General features: G+C 61.7%; 19 protein-coding genes. 5 read left to right on the forward strand and 14 right to left on the reverse strand.

Going from position 1 to position 19,724, the window contains the following annotated elements; translation table 11 throughout:
• Nucleotides 1-11 precede the first annotated feature (11 nt).
• From ACODSD_RS04200 to ACODSD_RS04215, 4 genes are all read right to left on the reverse strand, one after another.
• The gene (locus tag ACODSD_RS04200; RefSeq protein WP_235086602.1) at nucleotides 12-638 is read right to left on the reverse strand and encodes a hypothetical protein; all 627 of its coding nucleotides are present in this window, start codon (nucleotides 636-638) and stop codon (nucleotides 12-14) included.
• Between the two features lie 483 nt (nucleotides 639-1,121).
• Nucleotides 1,122-2,903 (reverse strand): acyl-CoA dehydrogenase C-terminal domain-containing protein, encoded by a 1,782-nt coding sequence (locus tag ACODSD_RS04205; RefSeq protein ID WP_488876840.1) that lies wholly within the window; start codon nucleotides 2,901-2,903, stop codon nucleotides 1,122-1,124.
• 216 nt (nucleotides 2,904-3,119) lie between these two features.
• Entirely contained in the window at nucleotides 3,120-4,052 is a 933-nt protein-coding gene (locus ACODSD_RS04210; RefSeq protein ID WP_253313720.1) for an electron transfer flavoprotein subunit alpha/FixB family protein, read from the reverse strand.
• Nucleotides 4,053-4,055: 3 nt separating this feature from the next.
• Complete coding sequence (locus tag ACODSD_RS04215) at nucleotides 4,056-4,805, reverse strand: electron transfer flavoprotein subunit beta/FixA family protein (RefSeq protein ID WP_227104935.1); 750 nt, start codon at nucleotides 4,803-4,805, stop codon at nucleotides 4,056-4,058.
• A 316-nt stretch (nucleotides 4,806-5,121) separates the two neighbouring features.
• On the opposite strand from ACODSD_RS04215, the gene ACODSD_RS04220 reads away from it, so the two are divergent.
• Complete coding sequence (locus ACODSD_RS04220) at nucleotides 5,122-5,538, forward strand: MaoC family dehydratase (protein WP_107800577.1); 417 nt, start codon at nucleotides 5,122-5,124, stop codon at nucleotides 5,536-5,538.
• Nucleotides 5,539-5,541: 3 nt separating this feature from the next.
• Here ACODSD_RS04220 and queG read toward each other — a convergent pair whose 3' ends face one another.
• Nucleotides 5,542-6,624 (reverse strand): tRNA epoxyqueuosine(34) reductase QueG, encoded by a 1,083-nt coding sequence (queG, locus tag ACODSD_RS04225; protein ID WP_370445204.1) that lies wholly within the window; start codon nucleotides 6,622-6,624, stop codon nucleotides 5,542-5,544.
• Between queG and tsaE the strand changes: the two genes are divergently transcribed.
• A complete protein-coding gene (gene tsaE / locus ACODSD_RS04230) occupies nucleotides 6,623-7,108 on the forward strand; it encodes a tRNA (adenosine(37)-N6)-threonylcarbamoyltransferase complex ATPase subunit type 1 TsaE (protein WP_370445205.1) in 486 nt (161 codons plus the stop codon). The two genes, queG and tsaE, sit on opposite strands and share 2 nt — an antisense overlap.
• On the forward strand, nucleotides 7,069-8,307 hold the full coding sequence (locus ACODSD_RS04235) for an N-acetylmuramoyl-L-alanine amidase (protein ID WP_107800579.1): 1,239 nt from the start codon (nucleotides 7,069-7,071) through the stop codon (nucleotides 8,305-8,307). The genes tsaE and ACODSD_RS04235 overlap by 40 nt, the downstream gene beginning before the upstream one ends.
• A gap of 66 nt (nucleotides 8,308-8,373) precedes the next feature.
• On the opposite strand, the gene yacG is transcribed toward ACODSD_RS04235, so the two are convergent.
• From yacG to ACODSD_RS04270, 7 genes are all read right to left on the reverse strand, one after another.
• Nucleotides 8,374-8,562 (reverse strand): DNA gyrase inhibitor YacG, encoded by a 189-nt coding sequence (gene yacG, locus ACODSD_RS04240; RefSeq protein ID WP_048409544.1) that lies wholly within the window; start codon nucleotides 8,560-8,562, stop codon nucleotides 8,374-8,376.
• A 39-nt stretch (nucleotides 8,563-8,601) separates the two neighbouring features.
• Nucleotides 8,602-9,360 (reverse strand): cell division protein ZapD, encoded by a 759-nt coding sequence (gene zapD / locus ACODSD_RS04245; RefSeq protein WP_019100891.1) that lies wholly within the window; start codon nucleotides 9,358-9,360, stop codon nucleotides 8,602-8,604.
• Nucleotides 9,361-9,398: 38 nt separating this feature from the next.
• Entirely contained in the window at nucleotides 9,399-10,010 is a 612-nt protein-coding gene (gene coaE, locus ACODSD_RS04250) for a dephospho-CoA kinase (RefSeq protein ID WP_488876841.1), read from the reverse strand.
• The gene (locus ACODSD_RS04255) at nucleotides 10,000-10,869 is read right to left on the reverse strand and encodes a prepilin peptidase (protein ID WP_488876842.1); all 870 of its coding nucleotides are present in this window, start codon (nucleotides 10,867-10,869) and stop codon (nucleotides 10,000-10,002) included. Before ACODSD_RS04255 ends, coaE begins: the two co-directional genes overlap by 11 nt.
• A complete protein-coding gene (locus ACODSD_RS04260) occupies nucleotides 10,866-12,089 on the reverse strand; it encodes a type II secretion system F family protein (protein ID WP_107800582.1) in 1,224 nt (407 codons plus the stop codon). Before ACODSD_RS04260 ends, ACODSD_RS04255 begins: the two co-directional genes overlap by 4 nt.
• A 71-nt stretch (nucleotides 12,090-12,160) precedes the next feature.
• A complete protein-coding gene (pilB, locus tag ACODSD_RS04265; protein ID WP_488876843.1) occupies nucleotides 12,161-13,867 on the reverse strand; it encodes a type IV-A pilus assembly ATPase PilB in 1,707 nt (568 codons plus the stop codon).
• A gap of 220 nt (nucleotides 13,868-14,087) precedes the next feature.
• Nucleotides 14,088-15,200: a porin gene (locus ACODSD_RS04270; protein ID WP_488876844.1), complete on the reverse strand. Its 1,113-nt coding sequence runs from the start codon at nucleotides 15,198-15,200 to the stop codon at nucleotides 14,088-14,090.
• A gap of 349 nt (nucleotides 15,201-15,549) precedes the next feature.
• Here ACODSD_RS04270 and ACODSD_RS04275 point away from each other — a divergent pair, with 349 nt between their 5' ends.
• Nucleotides 15,550-16,950: a cryptochrome/photolyase family protein gene (locus ACODSD_RS04275; protein ID WP_488876845.1), complete on the forward strand. Its 1,401-nt coding sequence runs from the start codon at nucleotides 15,550-15,552 to the stop codon at nucleotides 16,948-16,950.
• A gap of 53 nt (nucleotides 16,951-17,003) precedes the next feature.
• Here the strand turns inward: ACODSD_RS04275 and ACODSD_RS04280 are convergent, their stop codons facing one another.
• Both ACODSD_RS04280 and ACODSD_RS04285 read right to left on the reverse strand, forming a co-directional pair.
• Entirely contained in the window at nucleotides 17,004-17,384 is a 381-nt protein-coding gene (locus tag ACODSD_RS04280; RefSeq protein WP_107800586.1) for a ComEA family DNA-binding protein, read from the reverse strand.
• A 33-nt stretch (nucleotides 17,385-17,417) separates the two neighbouring features.
• Complete coding sequence (locus ACODSD_RS04285; protein WP_107800587.1) at nucleotides 17,418-18,239, reverse strand: cytochrome C assembly family protein; 822 nt, start codon at nucleotides 18,237-18,239, stop codon at nucleotides 17,418-17,420.
• Nucleotides 18,240-18,347: 108 nt separating this feature from the next.
• Between ACODSD_RS04285 and ffh the strand changes: the two genes are divergently transcribed.
• Nucleotides 18,348-19,703, forward strand: a complete 1,356-nt coding sequence (gene ffh, locus ACODSD_RS04290; RefSeq protein WP_227104941.1) for a signal recognition particle protein — start codon at nucleotides 18,348-18,350, stop codon at nucleotides 19,701-19,703.
• Nucleotides 19,704-19,724 lie beyond the last annotated feature (21 nt).

The raw sequence follows: 19,724 nt of genomic DNA on the forward strand, positions 1-19,724 counted from the left end.
ATTCAGTCTTCTTATTGGCGAACCATGCTGGCGGAATCCAGCCCAGGTTGCGGCGGGGTTTCAGGATTCACAGGAACCACGGCGGGGGGCGAAACGGGAGCCTGGGAAGGAGGAGAAATCGGAGGCGGCATCGGCGGCGGCGCACTGCCGCCGACCGCGCCGCCCGCGCCGGGCACGCGCTCGACCAGCGGCACGAACTGCTCGCTGCCGCCGGAACGCATCAACACGCCGGAGGCGGTGATCTGGGCCAGTTCCCAGCCGTCGGGCGTAGTCTTGCCCAGCAATAGGGCGACGGAGCGGCCATTGTCGTCTATCACCGCGAAACCGGGCGCGCCGGAAACCTGAGGCGCGTAGACGCCGATCAGCTTGACCGGCGGCAAGGCCGCCGCCTGCTGCGCCACCGGCTCGCCGAACCAGTGCGCCATCGCCACATTGGCGGCGGCGGACTGCGGCGCCGGCTCGCTTAAGCCTCGCCATTGCTTGGCCGCGGGACCCAAAATCGGCGCCACGGTCATGCCCAGCCACACGGCGGCGCCTGCCAGCGCCAGCCAAGGCAAAGCGGCGACCAGACGCCCCAGCGTCGCCGCCGACGGCAACAACCGCTTCCCCTTTTCACTCCAATGGACCACTTGCTTCATTGCATCCTGGCTTCTGTATTCATTCTTGAAATCTAAGCGCGGACCTTGCGGCCAAGTTCAAGCGGGCGCCTCGCGCCGCGATGGGATCGGCCGGGACTTGGCTCGAGCTTGGCTGTGAGTCATGCAGCGGATTATTTGCACGCCATCAGGATACGGTCAATCCAAAAAAAGACCGAATTGCATAGCCAGGCAATATTCAAGCGAATATCAGCGCGCCATGCGATTAATTCTTCTATTAAGAACTATTTTTCCGCCTGATTTCGCACACCGCCCGTAGCTAGGGGCGGAGCAAACACTATGCGGCAAAATATTTTTAATGACAAACGGTTTTTGATGCCGCGCCGCAGCAACCCGCAACAAGGTCTTTTCCATTATCTCAAAGCCTGATTACACGCTCATGCAATAATCGCTCTTGCATCGGTCAGGCAACAAAAAACGCCGCGGCATCCCGCGGCGTCTGTTGCGCCTCTTCCTAGAACCACCTCAGAACCAGGCTTCGTCCATCTCCAGCACGCTGTCCGCGCCGTCAACGATGGCGGCCGCCAAACCGCCCGCCTGCGGCAACAGATGTTCGCCGTAGAAACGCGCGGTGGCCAGTTTGGCGCGCATGAAGTCCTGATCGGACTCACCGTCGCTCTGCTTTTCCTTGGCGATCAGGGCCGCGCGCGCCATCTGCCAGCCGCCCAGCACAATGCCCATCAGCTTGAGGAAGGGCACGGACCCGGCCGCCGCCCGTTGCGGCTGTCCGGCGAAGGTATCCAGGATGAAGTCGACGCTGCGGCGCGCCTGCTTGACCGCTTCGTCCAGATTGTCCGCCAGGCTGGCCAGCCCGGCGCCGCGCAGCTTGGCCACGCAGCCGGCGGCCTCTTCCAGCAAGGCGCGCGCGGTGACGCCGCCCTCGCCCGCGGTCTTGCGGCCGATCAAATCCAGGGCCTGGATGCCGGTGGTGCCTTCGTAGATGGCGGTGATGCGCGCATCGCGATAGTACTGCGCAACGCCGGTTTCCTCGATATATCCCATGCCGCCGTGCACCTGCAGCGCCAGGCTGGTGATTTCGTTGGCCTGCTCGGTGTTCCAGCCCTTGACGATGGGGATCAGGAAATTGGCCAGCGCCTGGTTGCGCGCTTTTTCGCTCGCCACCGGATGGCGCGCCGCGCGGTCCAGCGCCGCCGCGGTATACAGGGCCAGCGCGCGCTGCGCCTCCACCTGGGCGCGCATGGTCAGCAGCATGCGACGCACGTCCGGATGCTGGATGATGGCCACACCGGACGGATCGGGAGAACCCACCGCGCGGCTCTGCACCCGTTCGCGCGCGTATTCCACCGCCTTCTGGTAGGCGCGCTCCGACACCGCCAGGCCTTCGATGCCCACGCCCAGACGCGCGTGGTTCATCATGGTGAACATATAGTTCAGGCCCTTGTTGGCTTCGCCGACCAGATAGCCGATCGCGCCGTCCTGATCGCCGAAGCTCATCACCGCGGTGGGGCTGCCGTGGATGCCCAGCTTGTGCTCCAGCGACACGCAGCGCACATCGTTGCGCGCGCCCAGGCTGCCGTCGGCGTTGACCAGGAATTTCGGCACGATGAACAAGGAAATGCCCTTCACCCCGGCCGGCGCGTCCGGCAGGCGGGCCAGCACCAGGTGGACGATGTTGTCCGCCATATCGTGCTCGCCCCAGGTAATGAAGATTTTCTGGCCGCTGATGCGATAACTGCCGTCAGCCTGCGGCAAGGCCTTGCTGCGCACCTGGGCAAGGTCGGAACCGGCCTGCGGCTCGGTCAAATTCATGGTGCCGGTCCAGGCGCCGCTGGACATCGGCGGCAGATAGACGCTCTTGAGTTCTTCCGAGGCGTGATGATGAATGGCCTCGATCGCGCCCAGCGTCAACAGCGGCGCCAGCGAGAAAGCCAGATTGGCGGAGCACCACATTTCCTCGGCCGCGGTGGCCACCAAGGCCGGCATGCCCTGGCCGCCGTAGGCTTCCGGCGCGCGCAGGCCCACCCAGCCGGATTCGACGTACTGACGCCAGGCGTCCTTGAAGCCGGGCGCGGCGCTGACTTCGCCGTCGCGCCATTTGGCGCCCTGATCGCCCTGCTTGTTGATCGGCGCCAGCACGCCTTCGGCGAACTTGGCGCCCTCCTCCAGAATGGCGTCCACCAGCTCCACCGAGCATTCGCCGTAGCCCGGCAGGCCGCAGACGGCCGGCAGCTCGGCCAGCTCATTGAGCGCGAATTGAATGTCCTTGATCGGTGCTTGATAAATCATCGCCTTCTCCTCGTGTTTGGATGGCTGGGACCGCCGGTTCGGCCGGCAATCGGTTTCTATTCGCAGACATGAAAAAGCCGGCAAGCGCCGCGGCGGGTCCGGCCCGCATCGGGCCGATGACTGCGCGCGGGCGTTGCCGGCTGAATATTATTGTTCCGGGCGGCTCGCCCGGCCCGCTGTCCGCGCCGGCGAGAGACTCGCGGCGCGGATCCGGGATTATTTGGACAACTCGGCCATCAACTCCGGCACTACGGTGAACAGATCGCCGACGATGCCGTAATCCGCCACCTGGAAGATGGGCGCTTCCTCGTCCTTGTTGATGGCGACGATCACCTTGGAGTCCTTCATGCCGGCCAGGTGCTGGATCGCGCCGGAAATGCCAACCGCGAAGTACAGCTGCGGCGCCACCACCTTGCCGGTCTGGCCCACCTGGTAGTCGTTCGGCGCGTAGCCGGCGTCCACCGCGGCGCGGGAAGCGCCCACGGCGGCGGAGAGCTTGTCCGCCAGCGGATCGATCACCGCCTTGAACTGCTCCTCCGAACCCAGCGCGCGGCCGCCGGAAACGATGACCTTGGCCGAGCCCAGTTCCGGACGGTCGGACTTGGTCAGTTCCTGGCCGACGAAGCTGGACAGCTGCGCGTCCGCTGCCGCGGCCACGGTTTCCACCGCGGCGGAACCGCCCTGGCCCGCCGCGTCGAAGGCGGTGGTGCGCACGGTGATGACCTTGATCGGGTCGGCGGACTGCACGGTGGCCAGCACGTTGCCGGCGTAAATGGGCCGCACGAAGGTGTCGGCGGATTCGATGGCGACGATCTCGGAGATCTGCGCCACGTCCAGCAAAGCGGCTACGCGCGGCAGCAGGTTCTTGCCGAAGGAGGACGCCGGCGCCAGCACGTGGCTGTAGCTCTTGGCCAGGCCGGACACCAGCGCGCCCAGGTTCTCGGCCAGGCCATGCGCGTAGTGAGCGGCGTCGGCCAGCAGCACTTTGGCGACGCCGGCCACGCCCTTGGCGGCCTCGGCGGCGGCGGCGGCGTTGTGGCCGGCCACCAGCACATGCACCTCGCCCAGCTTGGCGGCGGCGGTGATGGTATTCAGGGTGCCTGCTTTCAGGCTCTGGTTGTCGTGTTCAGCGATAACGAGAATGGCCATGGCTTACAGCACCTTTGCTTCGGTTTTCAGTTTGGCGACCAGCTCGGCGGCGTTGGCCACCTTGATGCCGGCGCTGCGCTTGGAAGGCTCGGCCACCTTCAGCGTCTTCAGACGCGGAGCGGCGTCCACGCCCAGTTCCGCCGGCGTGGTCTTGTCCAGCGGCTTTTTCTTGGCGGCCATGATGTTGGGCAGCTTGATGAAGCGCGGCTCGTTCAGGCGCAGGTCGGAGGTGACCACCGCGGGCAAACGCAGCTTGACGGTTTCCAGGCCGCCGTCGATCTCGCGGGTGACGTCCACGGTCTCGGCCGACAAGTCCACCTTGGAGGCGAACGTGCCCTGGCCCCAGCCCAGCAGCGCCGACACCATCTGGCCGGTCTGGTTGGCGTCGTCGTCGATCGCCTGCTTGCCCACGATCAAGAGCTGCGGCTGCTCCTTGTCCGCCACCGCTTTCAGCAGCTTGGCCACCGCCAGCGGCTGCAGCTCCGCATCGGTTTCAACCAGGATGGCGCGGTCGGCGCCCATCGCCAGCGCGGTGCGCAGCGTTTCCTCGCATTGCTTGACGCCCAGCGACACCACGACGATTTCGCTGACCTTGCCGGCTTCCTTGAGACGCACCGCCTCTTCCACCGCGATTTCGTCAAACGGGTTCATCGACATCTTGACGTTGGCGATATCCACGTCAGTGCCGTCGGCCTTGACCCGAACCTTCACGTTGTAATCCACAACGCGTTTCACAGCGACTAGAACTTTCATATTCCTCCAACAAACCTCTGGACATCTCTAAAAAGAAACCTGGAGCGGACCGTCGCCGCCGCCGCGCCAAGCGCGGCCGTTTCAGAAATGCCGCCGTCTGGATTGATCGAACGCGGAAGCAGCAATTGCCGAAGCAAGCCTGATTATGCCCCAAGCACAAATTCAAACGAGCGTTTGGTTGATTTGTATTGCATACAGCGTGGCAAAAACGCAACTTATCGCCGATAGTACGTGATTTCTCGGTAATTTGCATTCCGGCCAAAAGCTGTCACAATGCACTGCAACATTTCCCCGTCATATCAAGTCAGGAGCGGTCATGACTGTTTGGTTTGAAGATCTTGGCCTCGGCGACTTCGCCGAATTCAGCAAGACCATCACCGAAGCCGACGTGCTGATGTTCGCCGCCGTGTCCGGCGACAACAATCCGGTGCACATCAATCAGGAGTACGCGGAACAGACGCCGTTCGAAACGCGCATCGCGCACGGCATGCTAACCGCCAGCCTGATTTCCACCGTAGTGGGCACCCAGTTGCCCGGCCACGGCACCATCTATCTATCGCAATCCACCCGTTTCAAGGCGCCGGTGCGCATCGGCGACACCGTGACCGCCCGCGCCACCGTGATCGAACTGAATCCGGACAAACACTTCGTCAAACTGGCGACCCAGTGCTCGGTCCGCGGCAAGGTGGTGCTGGAAGGCGAATCCCTGGTCAAGGCGCCCAGCAAACCCTGAGCTTCAAACGATGACGCCGTGCCGGCCCAGCGCCCAACGCACCGGCTCGGCCACCATCTCGTCGGGAAAATCCAGACGCGCGCGCAAGCCCGCCACCACCTCCGGCGCGGTGGGCGCGTTGCCCAGCCCCACCGCCAGATTGGACAGCCACTTGAGGTAGCCGATGCGGTAAATCGGGCTGCCGGCCATCTTCTCCTTGAATTCGGCCTCGCTCCAGGCGAACAACTCTAGCAAGCTCACGTCGTCCAAACCATGACGCACCGCAAAATCGGTCTCTCGAGTGTCGACCGCGAAACGGTTCCAAGGACAGAACAGCTGGCAATCGTCGCAGCCGTAGACGCGGTTGCCGATCAAGGGCCGCATCTCCTCCGGAATCGCCCGCTTCAGCTCTATCGTCAGATAGGAAATGCAGCGCCGCGCGTCCACGGTATAGGGCGCGACGATGGCCGCGGTGGGACAGACATCGATGCAACGAGTGCAGCGGCCGCAATGGCCGTCCTCCGCCTCGTCCTCCGGCAGGGGCAGGTCGGTGAAGACCTCTCCCAGGAAAAACAGCGAGCCCTCGTTCTTGGTCAGCAACAAAGTGTGTTTGCCGCGCCAGCCCAGGCCGGCCTGCGCCGCCAGCGCCACCTCGGCCACCGGCGCGCTATCGGTGAACACCCGGTAGCCGAACTCGCCTATCTCCCGCTTGATCCGGTCCGCCAGCGCCTGCAGCCGGTTGCGCAAGACCTTGTGATAGTCGCGCCCCAGCGCGTAGCGCGATAAATAGGCTTTGCCGCCGTCGGCCAGCACCTCGGCCGACGCGCGCGCCTGGGGCCAGTAATGCATGCGCAGGGAAATAACGGACAGGGTGCCGGGCACCAGATCCGCCGGCTTGACCCGCAAAGCGCCGTGGCGGGCCATATAGTCCATCTCGCCGTGATGGCCGGCGGCCAGCCAGGCGTTCAACTTCTGTTCCGCCTCCGGCGGCAGGCCGGCGCGACCGATTCTGGCGTCGGCAAAACCCAATTCGCGCGCCCAGGCTTTGATTTGGCGCGCCAATTCGGGATAATCCGGTTTTTGTAAAGAGTTTTCGGTCATGGCCATGGATGATACCAGCGTTCGCTGCGGCTACCTGGAAGATGAAACCGCCACCCTGGCGCTGGGCAAAGCCTTCGCCGAAGCGGCGCAAGCCGGCCTCGTCGTCTATCTATTGGGCGATCTGGGCGCGGGCAAGACCACGTTCACGCGTGGTCTGCTGACCGCGCTCGGCCATGCCGGCAAGGTCAAAAGCCCCACCTATACTCTGGTGGAGAGCTATCCTTTTCCTCACTATAGCGTGCACCATTTCGACCTGTACCGTTTCGCCGACCCCGAGGAATGGGAGGATGCCGGCTTCCGCGAATACTTCGGCCCAGACAGCCTGTGCCTGGTCGAGTGGCCGGACAAGGCAGCGGAGCTCTTGCCCCGCGCCGACATCGTGCTGGAACTAGCCGTGGCCGGAAATGGTCGCAATTATCGTTTACTTGCCCACTCAGAAACCGGACAGTCATGCCTGATTCGACTTTCGATCCCCTCCGCCGCCGCTTGATCGGCGCCGCGGCCGCCACCTTCATGCTGTCGGTGAGCCGCGTCGGCTTCGCCGCCAACAGTCAGATCGTCGCCCTGCGCATCTGGCCGGCGTCGCTTTACACCCGCATCACGCTGGAGGCCAGCGAGGCCATCCAATACAAGCAGTTCACCATCGCCAACCCCAACCGGCTGGTGATCGACCTGCAAGGCGTGCAGCTCAACAGCGTGCTCAAAGACATCGGCGGCCAGATTTCCGCCGCCGACCCCTATATCAAGACCGCCCGCGCCGGCCAGTTCGATCCGGACACGGTGCGCCTGGTGCTGGAGTTGAAAGCGGACATCACACCGCAGGCCTTCACCATGACGCCGGTGGCCGAGTACAAACACCGGCTGGTGGTAGACCTCTACCCGGCCGGCAAGCAGGACGATCCCTTGCTCGCCCTGCTTCAGGACTACAACAAGGGCAAGCTGGAACAGCCTGCGCCGCAGATCAAGCCCAAGAAAAAAGACAGCAATCGTCCCATCATCGTGATGCTGGACCCCGGCCACGGCGGCATCGATCCCGGCGCCGTCGGTCTGAACGGCACGCGCGAGAAGGACGTGGTGCTGAGCATCGGCAAACAGTTGAAGCGCATGATAGACGCGGAAAGCAATATGAAGGCCTATATGACCCGCGACGAAGACGTGTTCATCCCGCTGGGCGTGCGCGTGGCCAAGGCGCGCAAGCTGAACGCCGACCTGTTCGTGTCCATCCACGCCGACGCCGCGCCCAACCGCGCCGCGCGCGGCTCCTCGGTGTTCGCGCTGTCTGAAAAAGGCGCCACCAGCGCCTTCGCCAAGGCGCTGGCGCAAAGCCAGAACGACGCCGACCTGGTCGGCGGCGTCAAGATAGGCAGCAAGGACAAATACCTGGCCCACACCCTGCTGGACCTGACCCAGACCGCCACCATCAACGACAGCCTGAAACTGGGCAAGACCGTGCTGGGCCATCTGGGCGGCCTCAACAAGCTGCACAAGAGCGCGGTGGAACAGGCCGGCTTCGCGGTGCTGAAAGCGCCGGACATCCCGTCCATCCTGGTGGAAACCGCCTTCATCTCCAACCCGGAGGAAGAGCAGCGTCTGCTCAGCAGCGATTTCCAGCAGCAAATGGCCAATGCCATCTTCACCGGCATGAAAGGCTATTTCTCGCAGGGCGCGGCGCTGGCGGCCAGGGCCTGAGTCCGTCCCGCGGCCAAAACAAAACAGGTCCCGCTCAGGGACCTGTTTTTCATTGCGGCCGGGCGCTCACTCTCCGCGGCTCGCCTCGCTCGGCGACTCTTCCTGCGCCGGCACCCGATAGCTTTCCGTCGCCCACTCGCCCAAATCGATCAGACGGCAGCGCTTGCTGCAAAACGGGCGGAACTGGCTTTGCGGCTCCCAGCGCACCGGCGCGCGACAAGTGGGACAGGCGACAACGCGAACAGAATCAGACATGGCTTCTCAAAACGGGGCAAGGACCGGCGCGCGCGCCGGTCAGAACTTGCAATTGGTCAGGTGAAACTCGACATCCTGCTCGGTCTGCCGCGGCCGGGATTCCCCGGTCACCGCGCTGACGAAGCGGATATTGAGCGCGTATTTATTGGCGGACAGTTCGGGCAGCAGCTCCAGGCCGCCATCGTAGGCCACCCGGATCAGCTGCACCACCTTGCCGCCGGACATCTGCTGGAACACGCCGCGGCGCGCCACGTAATGATGGGTCTTGCCGCTGTCGCGCAACAGGGTCAGCAGAATGCCCGCCGCCTCGGCGGTGGGCATCAGCGGCGACGCCCAGCGCTTGATGTCCTGACGCCGCACCTCGGCCGACTTCTGCTGCCACTGGTGGTAAGACGGCAAATCGAACTGGCAGGTGCCGCCGGGGATGCCGGCGCGCTGCTTGATCGCCATCAGCCACTCGTTTTCGCGCAGATGCTGGCCGAACTTGCCGGTCAGCGCCAGCAGCCGGCTGGACGCGTGCTCGATGTCCTCCAGCACGCCCTCCAGGGTCTCTTCCGCCACTTGCGGATTCTCGCGCAGCGCTTCCAGCATCTGTTTCTGCCGTTCCAATTCCTGCAGCAGATCCGCCTTCAAGTCCGCGCGCGAGGCGGTTTCCATCAGCTCGAACAACACCAGCAGGGCCGCATGATGATCATACGGATGGTCCTTGCCGATGAAATACCCAAGACGTGCGTAGAGATGCTCCAGGCGGAGCAGGATGCGGGTTCGCTCGGTGACGGGAAACTCAAAACTGATCACGGCGCATCGGCCCTTCTGCTTGGCTCGCGAGAGCCCGGTTATGATCTATCGGCTAGGCTGGCAAGATAATAATCGTGTTTGGCGTCGACTTGAAGCCTCAACGCAGCCAAGCTGTCATTATTACAAATTATATCGTCGGCGCGTTCGCATCGCTGCGCTCTCGAACATTGCGCCGCCATGATCGCGCGCACGGCCTGTTCGTCCATGCCGTTGCGCCGCATCACCCGCTCCAGTTGCGCCGACTCCTCGCAATCCACCAACAAGGTGCGCGCCAGCATCGGCAGATAATGCCCGGTTTCAAACAATAAGGGCACCACCAACACGCAATACGGCCCGCGCGCCTCGGCCACCCTGACCTCGCTCTGCTGCCGGATCAGCGGATGCAGCACGCTCTCCAGCCGCTGCCGGCTGCCGGCGTCGGCGAACACGCGCTCGCGCATCCAGCCTCGGTCCAAAGCGCCGTCCGCTCGCACCGCGCCCGCGCCGAAAGCCGCCGCCAAGGCCGGCATCGCCGCGCCATGCGGCCCGGTCAGCTCGTGCGCGATGGCGTCGGTGTCGACCACCGGCACGCCCAATTCGGCGAAGCGATCGGCCGCCGCGCTCTTACCGGAACCAATGCCGCCGGTCAGCCCCACCACTTTAATAGCCATGCAAATACCAATACACGATGTCTTGCCCCCAGATCAGGGCAATCCAGCCGGCGGCCGCGAGATAAGGGCCAAACGGCAAGGGCTGGCCACGACCGTGCTTGGCCAGCAAAATCAAGATCACGCCCACCACCGCGCCCACCAGCGAGGACAACAGGATCACCAAAGGCAGCAAGGTCCATCCCAGCCAGGCGCCCAAGGCGGCCAACAGCTTGAAGTCGCCATAGCCCATGCCCTCCTTGCCGGTGACCAGCTTGAAACCGTGAAACAACAGCCACAAGCTCAGATAGCCGGCCATCGCGCCTATCACCGCGTCGGCCAAGGGCACGGTTCCGGTCAGCAGGTTGAACAGCAAACCGCCCCACAGCAAGGGCAAGGTCAGGTTGTCCGGCAGCAGCTGCGTGTCCGCATCGATGAAGGTCAGCGCCAAGAGCACCGCGGTCAAGGCCATATAGGCCGGCAACTGCGCCGACCACCCATAACGCCAGGCCAGGAAAGCGAACAACACGCCGGCCGACAGCTCCACCGCCGGATAACGCCAAGGGATGTTGACTCGGCAGCTCGCGCAGCGGCCGCGCAGCAACAGGAAGCTCAACAGCGGAATGTTCTGCCACGGACGCACCACGGCCCGGCATTGCGGGCAGTGCGAGGCCGGCCGCATTAAATTATAGGGCTCGACCGCCTCGCTCTCCTCCAGCTGCAGACAATCAACGCAATTCCGCCGCCATTCGGCTTCCAGCATCTTGGGCAAACGATGGATGAGCACATTCAGAAAACTGCCAAGCAACAAACCCAGCACCAGCGCCGCGCCGGCGAAAGCCAGCGGGTACGAGCCGGCGATCCAGCGCCACTCCTCGATCATCCAACCACCTGCCCCATTTTGAAAATCGGCATATACATCGCAATGATCAAACCGCCGATCAAGATCCCCAGAATCACCATGATGGCCGGCTCCAGCAAGCTGGACAGCGCGGCCACCGCATTATCGACTTCTTCTTCGTAAAAATCCGCCACCTTGTCCAGCATCTGGTCCAGCGAGCCGGACTCCTCGCCGATCGAGGTCATTTGCAGCACCATATTAGGGAACAAGTCGGTGCGCTGCATCGAATAATTGAGGCTGGAGCCGGTGCTGACGTCGTTCTGAATCCGCTTGGTGGCGTCCGCGTACACCTGATTGCCGGAGGCGCCGCCCACCGAATCCAGCGCTTCCACCAGCGGCACCCCGGCGGCGAACAAGGTGGACAAGGTGCGCGCCCAGCGCGCGATGGTGGCCTTGCGGATGATGTCGCCGATCACCGGCATGCGCAGCAGAATGCGGTCCATCCGCTCTTGCAGCTTGGGCGTGCGCTTGAAGGCGTAGAGAAAGCCGAACAGGCTGCCGAAGATCACGCCGAAGATCAGCCACCAGTAATGGACGAAGCCATCCGACAGCCAGATCACGAACAAGGTCGGCGCCGGCAAATTGGCGCCGAAGCTGGAGAACAAATCCTTGAACGCCGGAATCACGTAAATCATGATGACGGCGGTAATGATGAAGGCGGTGCCGACGATGGCCGACGGATAGATCAGCGCCGACTTGATCTTGCCCTTGATCGCCATCACCTTTTCCTTGTAGGTGGCCAGCTTGTCCAGCAAGGAGTCCAGTACGCCGCCGGTTTCGCCCGCGGCGATGATGTTGCAGAACAGCTTGTCGAAGTACAAGGGCCGCTTGCGGAAGGCCTCCGCCAGCGACAGGCCGGTTTCCACATCCGCGCGCACTTCCAGCAGCATCTTAGTCACGGCGGGGTTGCCGTGGCCCTTGGCTGCGATGTCGAAAGCCTGCAACAGGGGCACGCCGGCGCGCATCATGGTCGCCAGCTGCCGGGTGAACAAGGTGATGTCCCGCTCGGTGATGCGCTTGCCGAACCCGGCGCGCCGGCGCTTGATCTTGACGACATTGATGCCTTGACGCCGCAGCTGAGTCTTGGCCACCGCCTCGGACTCCGCTCTCAATTCCCCGCGTATCGCCTTGCCCGCCTTGTCCTTGCCTTCCCACTCCCAGACAAAGCCCGGCGTCGCTTTTTTCGCTACCGTGACTGCCATTCCATGGCCTCTTTCTTATTCCAAGCCGTTAAGTCAGCTTTCCGGCGGCTGCCGGAGGCGCGAAACCGCTTTTATTCGTTGGTCACCGCCTCGATCTCGGTCAACGAGGTCAAGCCCGCCTTGACCTTCAGCAGGCCGGCGTGGCGCAAATCCACCATGCCCTCCTTGCGCGCCAGATCGGCGATATCGATGGCGGTGCCGTTCTGCATGATCAAACGCGTCATCGCGTCGGTGATGGGCATCACTTCGTAAATGCCGGAGCGGCCGCGGTAGCCGGTATTGCGGCACTCCTCGCAGCCCACCGGCGCATAGGGCTTCCAGCTGCCGTCCAATTCCTCTTTCTTGAAACCCGCCCGCAACAGCGCCTCTTCGGGAATGTCCGCCGGCTTCTTGCAATGCGCGCACAGACGGCGCGCCAGGCGCTGCGCCATGATCAGCAGCACCGAGCTGGCGATATTGAACGGCGCCACCCCCATGTTCAGCATCCGGGTCAAAGTCGCCGGCGCGTTATTGGTATGCAGGGTGGAGAACACCATGTGACCGGTCTGCGCCGCCTTGATCGCGATGTCCGCCGTTTCGAAGTCCCGGATCTCGCCCACCATGATCACATCCGGATCCTGCCGCAGAAAGGCCTTCAGGGCCGAGGCGAAGGTCAGCCCGGCGCGCTCGTTGACGTTGACCTGATTGATGCCCGGCAAATTGATTTCCACCGGGTCCTCGGCCGTGGCGATATTGATGTCCGGCTTGTTCAGCAAATTAAGACAGGTATACAGCGACACCGTTTTACCGCTGCCGGTGGGGCCGGTCACCAGCACCATGCCGTAGGGGCGCCCGATCGCGTCCAGCAACAAACGTTTCTGCTCCGGCTCGAAGCCGAGCTGCTCGATATCCAGATTCGCGGCCGACGAGTCCAGGATACGCATCACAATCTTTTCGCCGTACAAAGTGGGCAAGGTACTGACCCGGAAATCGATCGCCCGCGCCTTGGAAATGACCAGCTTCATCCGGCCATCCTGCGGCACCCGCTTTTCCGAAATATCCAGCTTGGAAATCACCTTGATCCGGGAGGCGATCTTTTCCTTCAACACCAAGGGCGGCTGCGAGATCTCCTTCAACACCCCGTCCACCCGGTAACGAATGCGGTAGAACCTCTCATAGGGTTCGAAATGGATATCGGACGCGCCGCCATTGATCGCGTCCAGCAACACCTTGTGGATGAATTTGACCACCGGCGCGTCGTCGACGTCCGGCTGCGCGCCGGTATCCGCCGGCGCGTCCGGATCGGCGAATTCGAGATCGCCAAAATCCTCGTTTTCCAGGGCCTTGATCGCGGCGGTGGCATCCTCGCCGTACTTGCCGAGCATCTTGCCCAGCTTGTCGTCCTCCACCACCACCACTTCCACCGTCATCCCGGTCTTGAAGGTGATGGCGTGATAGGCCGAGGTCTGAGTCGGGTCCGAGGTGCCGACATACAGCTTGTTGCCGCGCTTGAGCAGGGGCAGCAAGCGCCGGCTGGCGATCAGCTCGTCATCCACCACGCCCTTGGGCAACTGATCGAGATCGATGGCCGACATGTCCAATAAGGGATAGCCAAAGGTCTTGGACGCGAACATCGCGACATCCTGCGCCGTCATCTTCTTGCTCTGAATCAGCTGCTCGACAAAGCTGATATGCGATGCCTGAGACTGACGCAGAATGGCGTCCGCATCCTGCTGCAACAGCATATTGTTTTGCACCAAGGCCCGACCCAAGCCGGAAATGCCAGCCGAAGCTTCCATACGCTTGCAACTCACCAGTAAACAGATTTGAGGACACCGCGCGACGCTCCCGTGCCAGAGCCCGCCGCCTTCAAGACAGCCGCACTACCGTTACAACATTATATGCAAAATGCGGATGCTGCTTTGACTTAAATCCCGGCGTGGCTGGATAGGTCCGGCTTAGCGCCAAAACAAAAAGGACTGCCGAGGCAGTCCTTTTCAAGGTGGTACTCAAGTGCGCTTAGAAGCGGTGCACCAGACCCAGGCCGAAGGAGTTTTCCTTGTCCAAAGCGCCGTCTTTCCACTTCACGTGACCGTAGGAAGTGTAAACCTCGGTACGCTTGGACAAAGCGTAGTCCAGAGCCAAGACAAACTGATCGTAGCCGGACTTGTCGATGGTATTGCCGTTCAAGCTGGCGTCATACCCTTTGACATAGGAGAAGTACGGAGTGAAGGCGCCAAAAGTGTAACCAAGAGTCAAAGCGAGTTCTTTGGTTTTCAGTTTGGCCGCATTAATTTGTGCCTGGGTATAGCCCGCGTTCACCACTGCGGTATTAACGCTGGAACTCAGCGACCCATTGTAGAAGGTTCCGAGACCATAACCTTGAATCTGTTGATAACCCAAAGCGGCGTAGAGGTTGTTGGCCATATAGCCGGCCTCAAGGCGGTGCCAGTCTTTAACGCTAGTGAGCTTGTCGGCATCGTTCCAGTTCTGGTAGTTGTATTTACCGAAGAAGCCGGAGTTTTCGTAGCTCAGGCCCAGGTTCCAGGTCTGGTTATTAGTCGAACCACTGGACGAGGGCGTGCGTTTTTCATCAGTGCCATACAGCAAGGCAAAACTGAAACCATTCCAGTTCGGGCTGTCATAACGCACTGCGTTGTTTTGACGGCCATCCAGGCGCGTGAACATGCCCAAACCACCAACGCTTTCATCGCTGTAGTAGCCTGGATCCACTTGCTCCATCATGTCGTTGGCGTAGTTAGACAGACGGCCCAAACGGAACTTACCCCAGCTGTCGCCGGCCAAGCCGATGAAGCTGTCGCGCGTGGCAAAGGTATCCTGAGAGGAGCCCGCTCCAGTGGTACCGTCGATATGTACGCGGTTTTCCACTTGCCAGATTGCCTTCAGGCCATTGCCCAGGTCTTCGTTGCCCTTGAAACCGATGCGCGAAGTCCAGTCGTTGATTTGGGAGCCCCCTTGCAACTTGTTGTTGCCATCCAAACTGAATGTGGAGCTATAAGTCTTGTTGTACTCGTAACCACCGCGGATTTCACCGTAGATGGTGACGTCGGCCATTGCGGCGGCGGCCGGCATCAGGGCGGCGATTGCAAGAGCGATATGCGTCTTGTTCATTGCAGTTCCTTTCAAGTCAGTTGATATTGTCCTGTTGATTTCGCTAGTTCTAAGGCCAGAGAACCCGGACATTTATGTGTCGCCGATATGCTTCGGTGATCGCTAGGCTCAATATAAGACCGACGTTGCGAAAAAACAAAAACAGCATGCACTTCCAACAAAAAAGCACTCAAAAAAACAACACATGCATCACAAACCCTTGTTTTACATGAACAGCAGACTGAAGCGCCACCAGCCATGAGATGCAATTACGCAACACAAGCAGCAACTTAGTGCAAAAAAGCAACAAATCACAAAGCATAAAATGGACCATCCACTGTCAGACAATCAAACCATGACGAGCTTACCCATGAGCAAGGTTTCGCTTTACTGGCTCAGGCGCGACTTGCGCCTGGAGGACAACCACGCTTTGCAGCAAGCGCTGGCCTCGGGCCGCCCGGTGCAGTGCGTCTTTGTTTTCGACAGCAATATTCTCGACACGCTCTCCCCCGCCGACAGACGCATCGGCTTCATCTGGCAATCCTTGCAGGAAGTTCAGACGTCCCTGCGCGCAGCGGGCGGGGAGCTATGGTGTGCGACAGGGCCAGCGCAAGACATCATCCCGAGGCTGGCGGCGCAGCTAGACGCCGAGGCCGTTTACGTGAACGAGGATTACGAGCCCTATGCGCGCCAGCGAGATCAGGTGGTTGCCCAGACCCTGGCAACAATGGGCAAGAGCTTGCTCTCATACAAGGACCAGGTCATTTTCGCCAGGGACGAGCTGCTCACCTCCAGCGGCAAACCCTTCACCGTGTTTACCCCCTACTGCAATGCCTGGCTCAAAAGACTGAGCCCACAGCACAGCCAATCGCTGACCATGCCTCCGCTGGCGGGCCGCTTGCGCCCGCCAGCGGGCACGCCGGCCATGCCCGACCTGGCGGAATTGGGCTTCGCCCAGGCAGAACCCTGCTTGCTGACCCCCGGGGCCTCCGGCGCCCAAGAGCGGTTCGCCGATTTCTGTCAGCAACGCATCCAACGCTACCATCAACAAAGGGACTACCCCGGCGTAAAGGGCGTGTCCTATCTGTCCACCCATTTGCGCTTCGGCACCATCTCGATTCGCCAGTTGGTGCAATTCGCCAGTTTCGACGGCGGAGAGGGCGCGATGTGCTGGCTGAAGGAGTTGATCTGGCGAGAGTTTTATCAGCAGCTGCTATGGCACTTCCCTGATATCGCCGCTCACAGCTTCAAGCCGCAATACCGAGACCTTCCCTTTCCCAACCGCCAGGACTGGCTGGAAAGCTGGCAAAAAGGACTAAGTGGTTATCCGTTGATTGATGCGGCCATGCGACAACTGAACCAAACCGGCTATATGCACAACCGGCTGCGCATGATCGCCGCCAGTTTTCTGGTCAAGGATTTGCTGATTGACTGGCGTCTGGGCGAACGCTATTTCGCGGAGAAGCTGCTGGACTTCGACCTGGCCTCGAACAACGGCGGCTGGCAATGGGCGGCCTCCACCGGCTGCGACGCGCAACCCTATTTCCGCATCTTCAACCCGGTGACGCAATCGCAGAAATTCGATCCGGACGGCCGCTTCATCCGTCGCTACGTGCCGGAGTTGGCCGCGCTCAGCGATCAGGCGATCCACGCCCCCTGGCAAGCCAAGGCGCTGCCGGAAGGCTTCGTGCTGGGCCGGGACTATCCACGCCCCATCGTCGACCACGCCGAGCAAAGGCAATTGGCGCTGGCTCTGTTCGGCAAGCAATGAAAAACGCCCGCATCCGCGGGCGTTGTTTCCAGCAAACCATTGACAGGTAAACGTCAGGGCTTTTTCTTGGCCGCCGGTTTGGAGGCTTCTTTCTTGACGCCGGCCACCGGTTTGGCCGCAGCGGCGGCGGGCTTGGCGGCGGCGGCGGGTTTGGCCGCGGCTTTCGGCGCGGCGCTGGAAGCGCCGCTGACCGCGATCTCGCTGCGCAGTTTTTCCAAGGTCTTGTCGCCAATCCCGCTGACGTTTTTCAGATCGTCAACGCTCTTGAACGGTCCGTTCTTGGCGCGGTAATCCACAATGGCCTTGGCCTTGACCGGGCCGATTCCGTTCAGCGCCTCCAGCTCCTGCTGGTTGGCGGTATTGATGTTGACGGCGGCGAAAGCGGTGCCGCAAATCAGCATCAGGGCGGCAAACAGGGCTAACAATTTTTTCATCATTGATCTCCTTGTGAGACAGGACTGGCAACCTCAACCGCGTTGCAGGATCAATTCTATGACGACCTTGCTGCCAATGTAAGCTAGCGCCAAGGACAGGAAGCCGGCCAAAGTCCAGCGAATCGCCACCCGGCCGCGCCAGCCTTGCAACTTGCGGCCGATCAACAGGCCGCCGAACAATAGCCAGGACAACACGGCGAAGATGGTCTTGTGCGTCAGCGCCGCGGCATGTCCCAACACTTCTTCGGAAAACACCACGCCGGTCAACAAGGAAACCGTCAGCAGCAAGAAGCCGACGCCTATCACCTGGAACATCATTTTTTCCAGAGACAGCAAGGGCGGCAATTGCTTGACCAGCGGAGAGGCCCGCTTATCGTGCAGGGCTTTCTCCAAAAACAGCATCAGAATGGCGATCAGCGCGCCGATGGCGAACAGGCTGTAAGCAAACAGGGAGACCAGGATATGCAGCACAAAAGCCGGATTGCTCAGGTCTTGCACCACGTGCTGGCCGGGGAACAGCAGGGCGAAGCCCAGCGCGGCCATCGCCAGCGGCATCATGAACAGCTGCAGGCCTTCCACGCGATAGAAGAAGCTGCAAGTCCAATAAATCAGCAGCATGATCCACACCATCACCGACAGCGCGCGGCCAACCCCCAGGGACAGCAAAGCGCCCTGAGTCAGCGGCAACAACACCGCAATCGCCTGCAGCAGCAGCAGCACGCCCAATAGGCTGTGTTCCAGCCGCGGCTTGCGCGGCCAGCACGCCAGGCCGCGCCAGTTGGCGAAGTAGTGCCAGCTGAAAACCCCGTAAGAGAGGATCAGCGCAATAGAAAGTACGAGCAGGAAACGGGTCATGTCGGGTGTTTTATCAAAACCGGGCGCAGCCCCGGCGGCTCGTGGTAAAATCGATAGTTTGAGAGTCTACACCAACCGGCAAGCCGTTGGCAGAAGTAAGGACGCACCATGCTAGACAACCTGACCAGCCGCCTGTCCGGCGTGATGAAAAATCTGCGCGGCAATGCGCGCTTGACCGAAGCCAATATCCAGGACGCGATGCGCGAAGTGCGCATGGCCCTGCTGGAGGCCGACGTCGCCCTGCCCGTGGTCAAAACCTTTATCGCCCAGGTCAAGGAGCGCGCGCTCGGCCAGGACGTGGCCGGCAGCCTGACGCCGGGCCAAGCCCTGGTGGGCGTGGTCAATGAGGAATTGACCAAATTGATGGGCGAGAAGAACGACGCCCTCAATCTGGCCGCCGTGCCGCCCGCCATCGTGCTGATGGCCGGCCTGCAGGGCGCCGGCAAAACCACCACGGTCGGCAAGCTCGCCAAGCTATTGAAAGAGACCCAGAAGAAAAAAGTGCTGGTCGTCTCCGCCGACGTTTACCGCCCCGCCGCCATCGAGCAGTTGAAACTGCTGGCCCAGCAGGTCGGCGTCGAATGGTTCCCGTCCTCAGGCGACCAGAATCCGGTCGATATCGCCCGCGCCGCGGTGGATCACGCCAAGCGCCACTTCTTCGATGTGCTGATGGTGGATACCGCCGGCCGTCTGGCCATCGACGAGGCGATGATGGCCGAGATCAAGGCGCTGCACGCGACGCTGAATCCGGTGGAGACCTTGTTCGTCGTCGACGCGATGCAGGGCCAGGATGCGGTCAACACCGCCCAGGCTTTCAATGAAGCGCTGCCGCTGACCGGCGTCATCCTCACCAAGATGGACGGCGACTCGCGCGGCGGCGCCGCGCTGTCGGTCCGCCACATCACCGGCAAGCCGATCAAATTCATCGGCGTCGGCGAAAAAGTGTCCGGCCTGGAGCCCTTCCACCCGGACCGGATCGCCAGCCGGATTTTGGGCATGGGCGATGTGCTGTCGCTGATCGAGGAAGTGCAAAAAGGCATCGATCAGGACGAAGCCGCCGCCATGGCCAAGAAGTTGAAGTCCGGCAAGGGCTTCGACCTCGAAGACTTCAAGGCCCAGATGCAGCAGATGAAGAAAATGGGCGGCATGAGCAATCTGCTGGAGAAAATGCCGGGGCAACTGGGCCAGATGGCCAAGGGCGTGCAGGGCGCGGAGGCGGAGAAAGCCATGCGCCGCATCGAAGGCATCATCAACTCGATGACGCCGCAAGAGCGCCATAAGCCGGAATTGCTCAAGGCCAGCCGCAAACGACGCATCGCCGCCGGCGCCGGCGTGACGGTGCAGGAGGTCAACAAGCTGCTGAACCAGTTCGAACAGACTCAGAAAATGATGAAGCAGTTCTCCTCCAAGGGAGGCATGATGAAAATGCTTCGCGGCATGAAGGGCATGATGCCCGGCATGTAAGCTGAAACGGGTGCCTGGCAC

The sequence above is a fragment of the Chromobacterium sp. FG22 genome, from assembly GCF_057809415.1.

Excerpts from the sequence above, each read along its gene's own strand:
- ACODSD_RS04200 (WP_235086602.1), bottom strand. The coding sequence starts at position 638 with ATGAAGCAAGTGGTCCATTGGAGTGAAAAGGGGAAGCGGTTGTTGCCG.
- ACODSD_RS04205 (WP_488876840.1), bottom strand. The coding sequence starts at position 2,903 with ATGATTTATCAAGCACCGATCAAGGACATTCAATTCGCGCTCAATGAG.
- ACODSD_RS04210 (WP_253313720.1), bottom strand. The coding sequence starts at position 4,052 with ATGGCCATTCTCGTTATCGCTGAACACGACAACCAGAGCCTGAAAGCA.
- ACODSD_RS04215 (WP_227104935.1), bottom strand. The coding sequence starts at position 4,805 with ATGAAAGTTCTAGTCGCTGTGAAACGCGTTGTGGATTACAACGTGAAG.
- ACODSD_RS04220 (WP_107800577.1), top strand. The coding sequence starts at position 5,122 with ATGACTGTTTGGTTTGAAGATCTTGGCCTCGGCGACTTCGCCGAATTC.
- tsaE (WP_370445205.1), top strand. The coding sequence starts at position 6,623 with ATGGATGATACCAGCGTTCGCTGCGGCTACCTGGAAGATGAAACCGCC.
- queG (WP_370445204.1), bottom strand. The coding sequence starts at position 6,624 with ATGGCCATGACCGAAAACTCTTTACAAAAACCGGATTATCCCGAATTG.
- ACODSD_RS04235 (WP_107800579.1), top strand. The coding sequence starts at position 7,069 with ATGCCTGATTCGACTTTCGATCCCCTCCGCCGCCGCTTGATCGGCGCC.
- yacG (WP_048409544.1), bottom strand. The coding sequence starts at position 8,562 with ATGTCTGATTCTGTTCGCGTTGTCGCCTGTCCCACTTGTCGCGCGCCG.
- coaE (WP_488876841.1), bottom strand. The coding sequence starts at position 10,010 with ATGGCTATTAAAGTGGTGGGGCTGACCGGCGGCATTGGTTCCGGTAAG.
- ACODSD_RS04255 (WP_488876842.1), bottom strand. The coding sequence starts at position 10,869 with ATGATCGAGGAGTGGCGCTGGATCGCCGGCTCGTACCCGCTGGCTTTC.
- ACODSD_RS04260 (WP_107800582.1), bottom strand. The coding sequence starts at position 12,089 with ATGGCAGTCACGGTAGCGAAAAAAGCGACGCCGGGCTTTGTCTGGGAG.
- pilB (WP_488876843.1), bottom strand. The coding sequence starts at position 13,867 with ATGGAAGCTTCGGCTGGCATTTCCGGCTTGGGTCGGGCCTTGGTGCAA.
- ACODSD_RS04270 (WP_488876844.1), bottom strand. The coding sequence starts at position 15,200 with ATGAACAAGACGCATATCGCTCTTGCAATCGCCGCCCTGATGCCGGCC.
- ACODSD_RS04275 (WP_488876845.1), top strand. The coding sequence starts at position 15,550 with ATGAGCAAGGTTTCGCTTTACTGGCTCAGGCGCGACTTGCGCCTGGAG.
- ACODSD_RS04280 (WP_107800586.1), bottom strand. The coding sequence starts at position 17,384 with ATGAAAAAATTGTTAGCCCTGTTTGCCGCCCTGATGCTGATTTGCGGC.
- ACODSD_RS04285 (WP_107800587.1), bottom strand. The coding sequence starts at position 18,239 with ATGACCCGTTTCCTGCTCGTACTTTCTATTGCGCTGATCCTCTCTTAC.
- ffh (WP_227104941.1), top strand. The coding sequence starts at position 18,348 with ATGCTAGACAACCTGACCAGCCGCCTGTCCGGCGTGATGAAAAATCTG.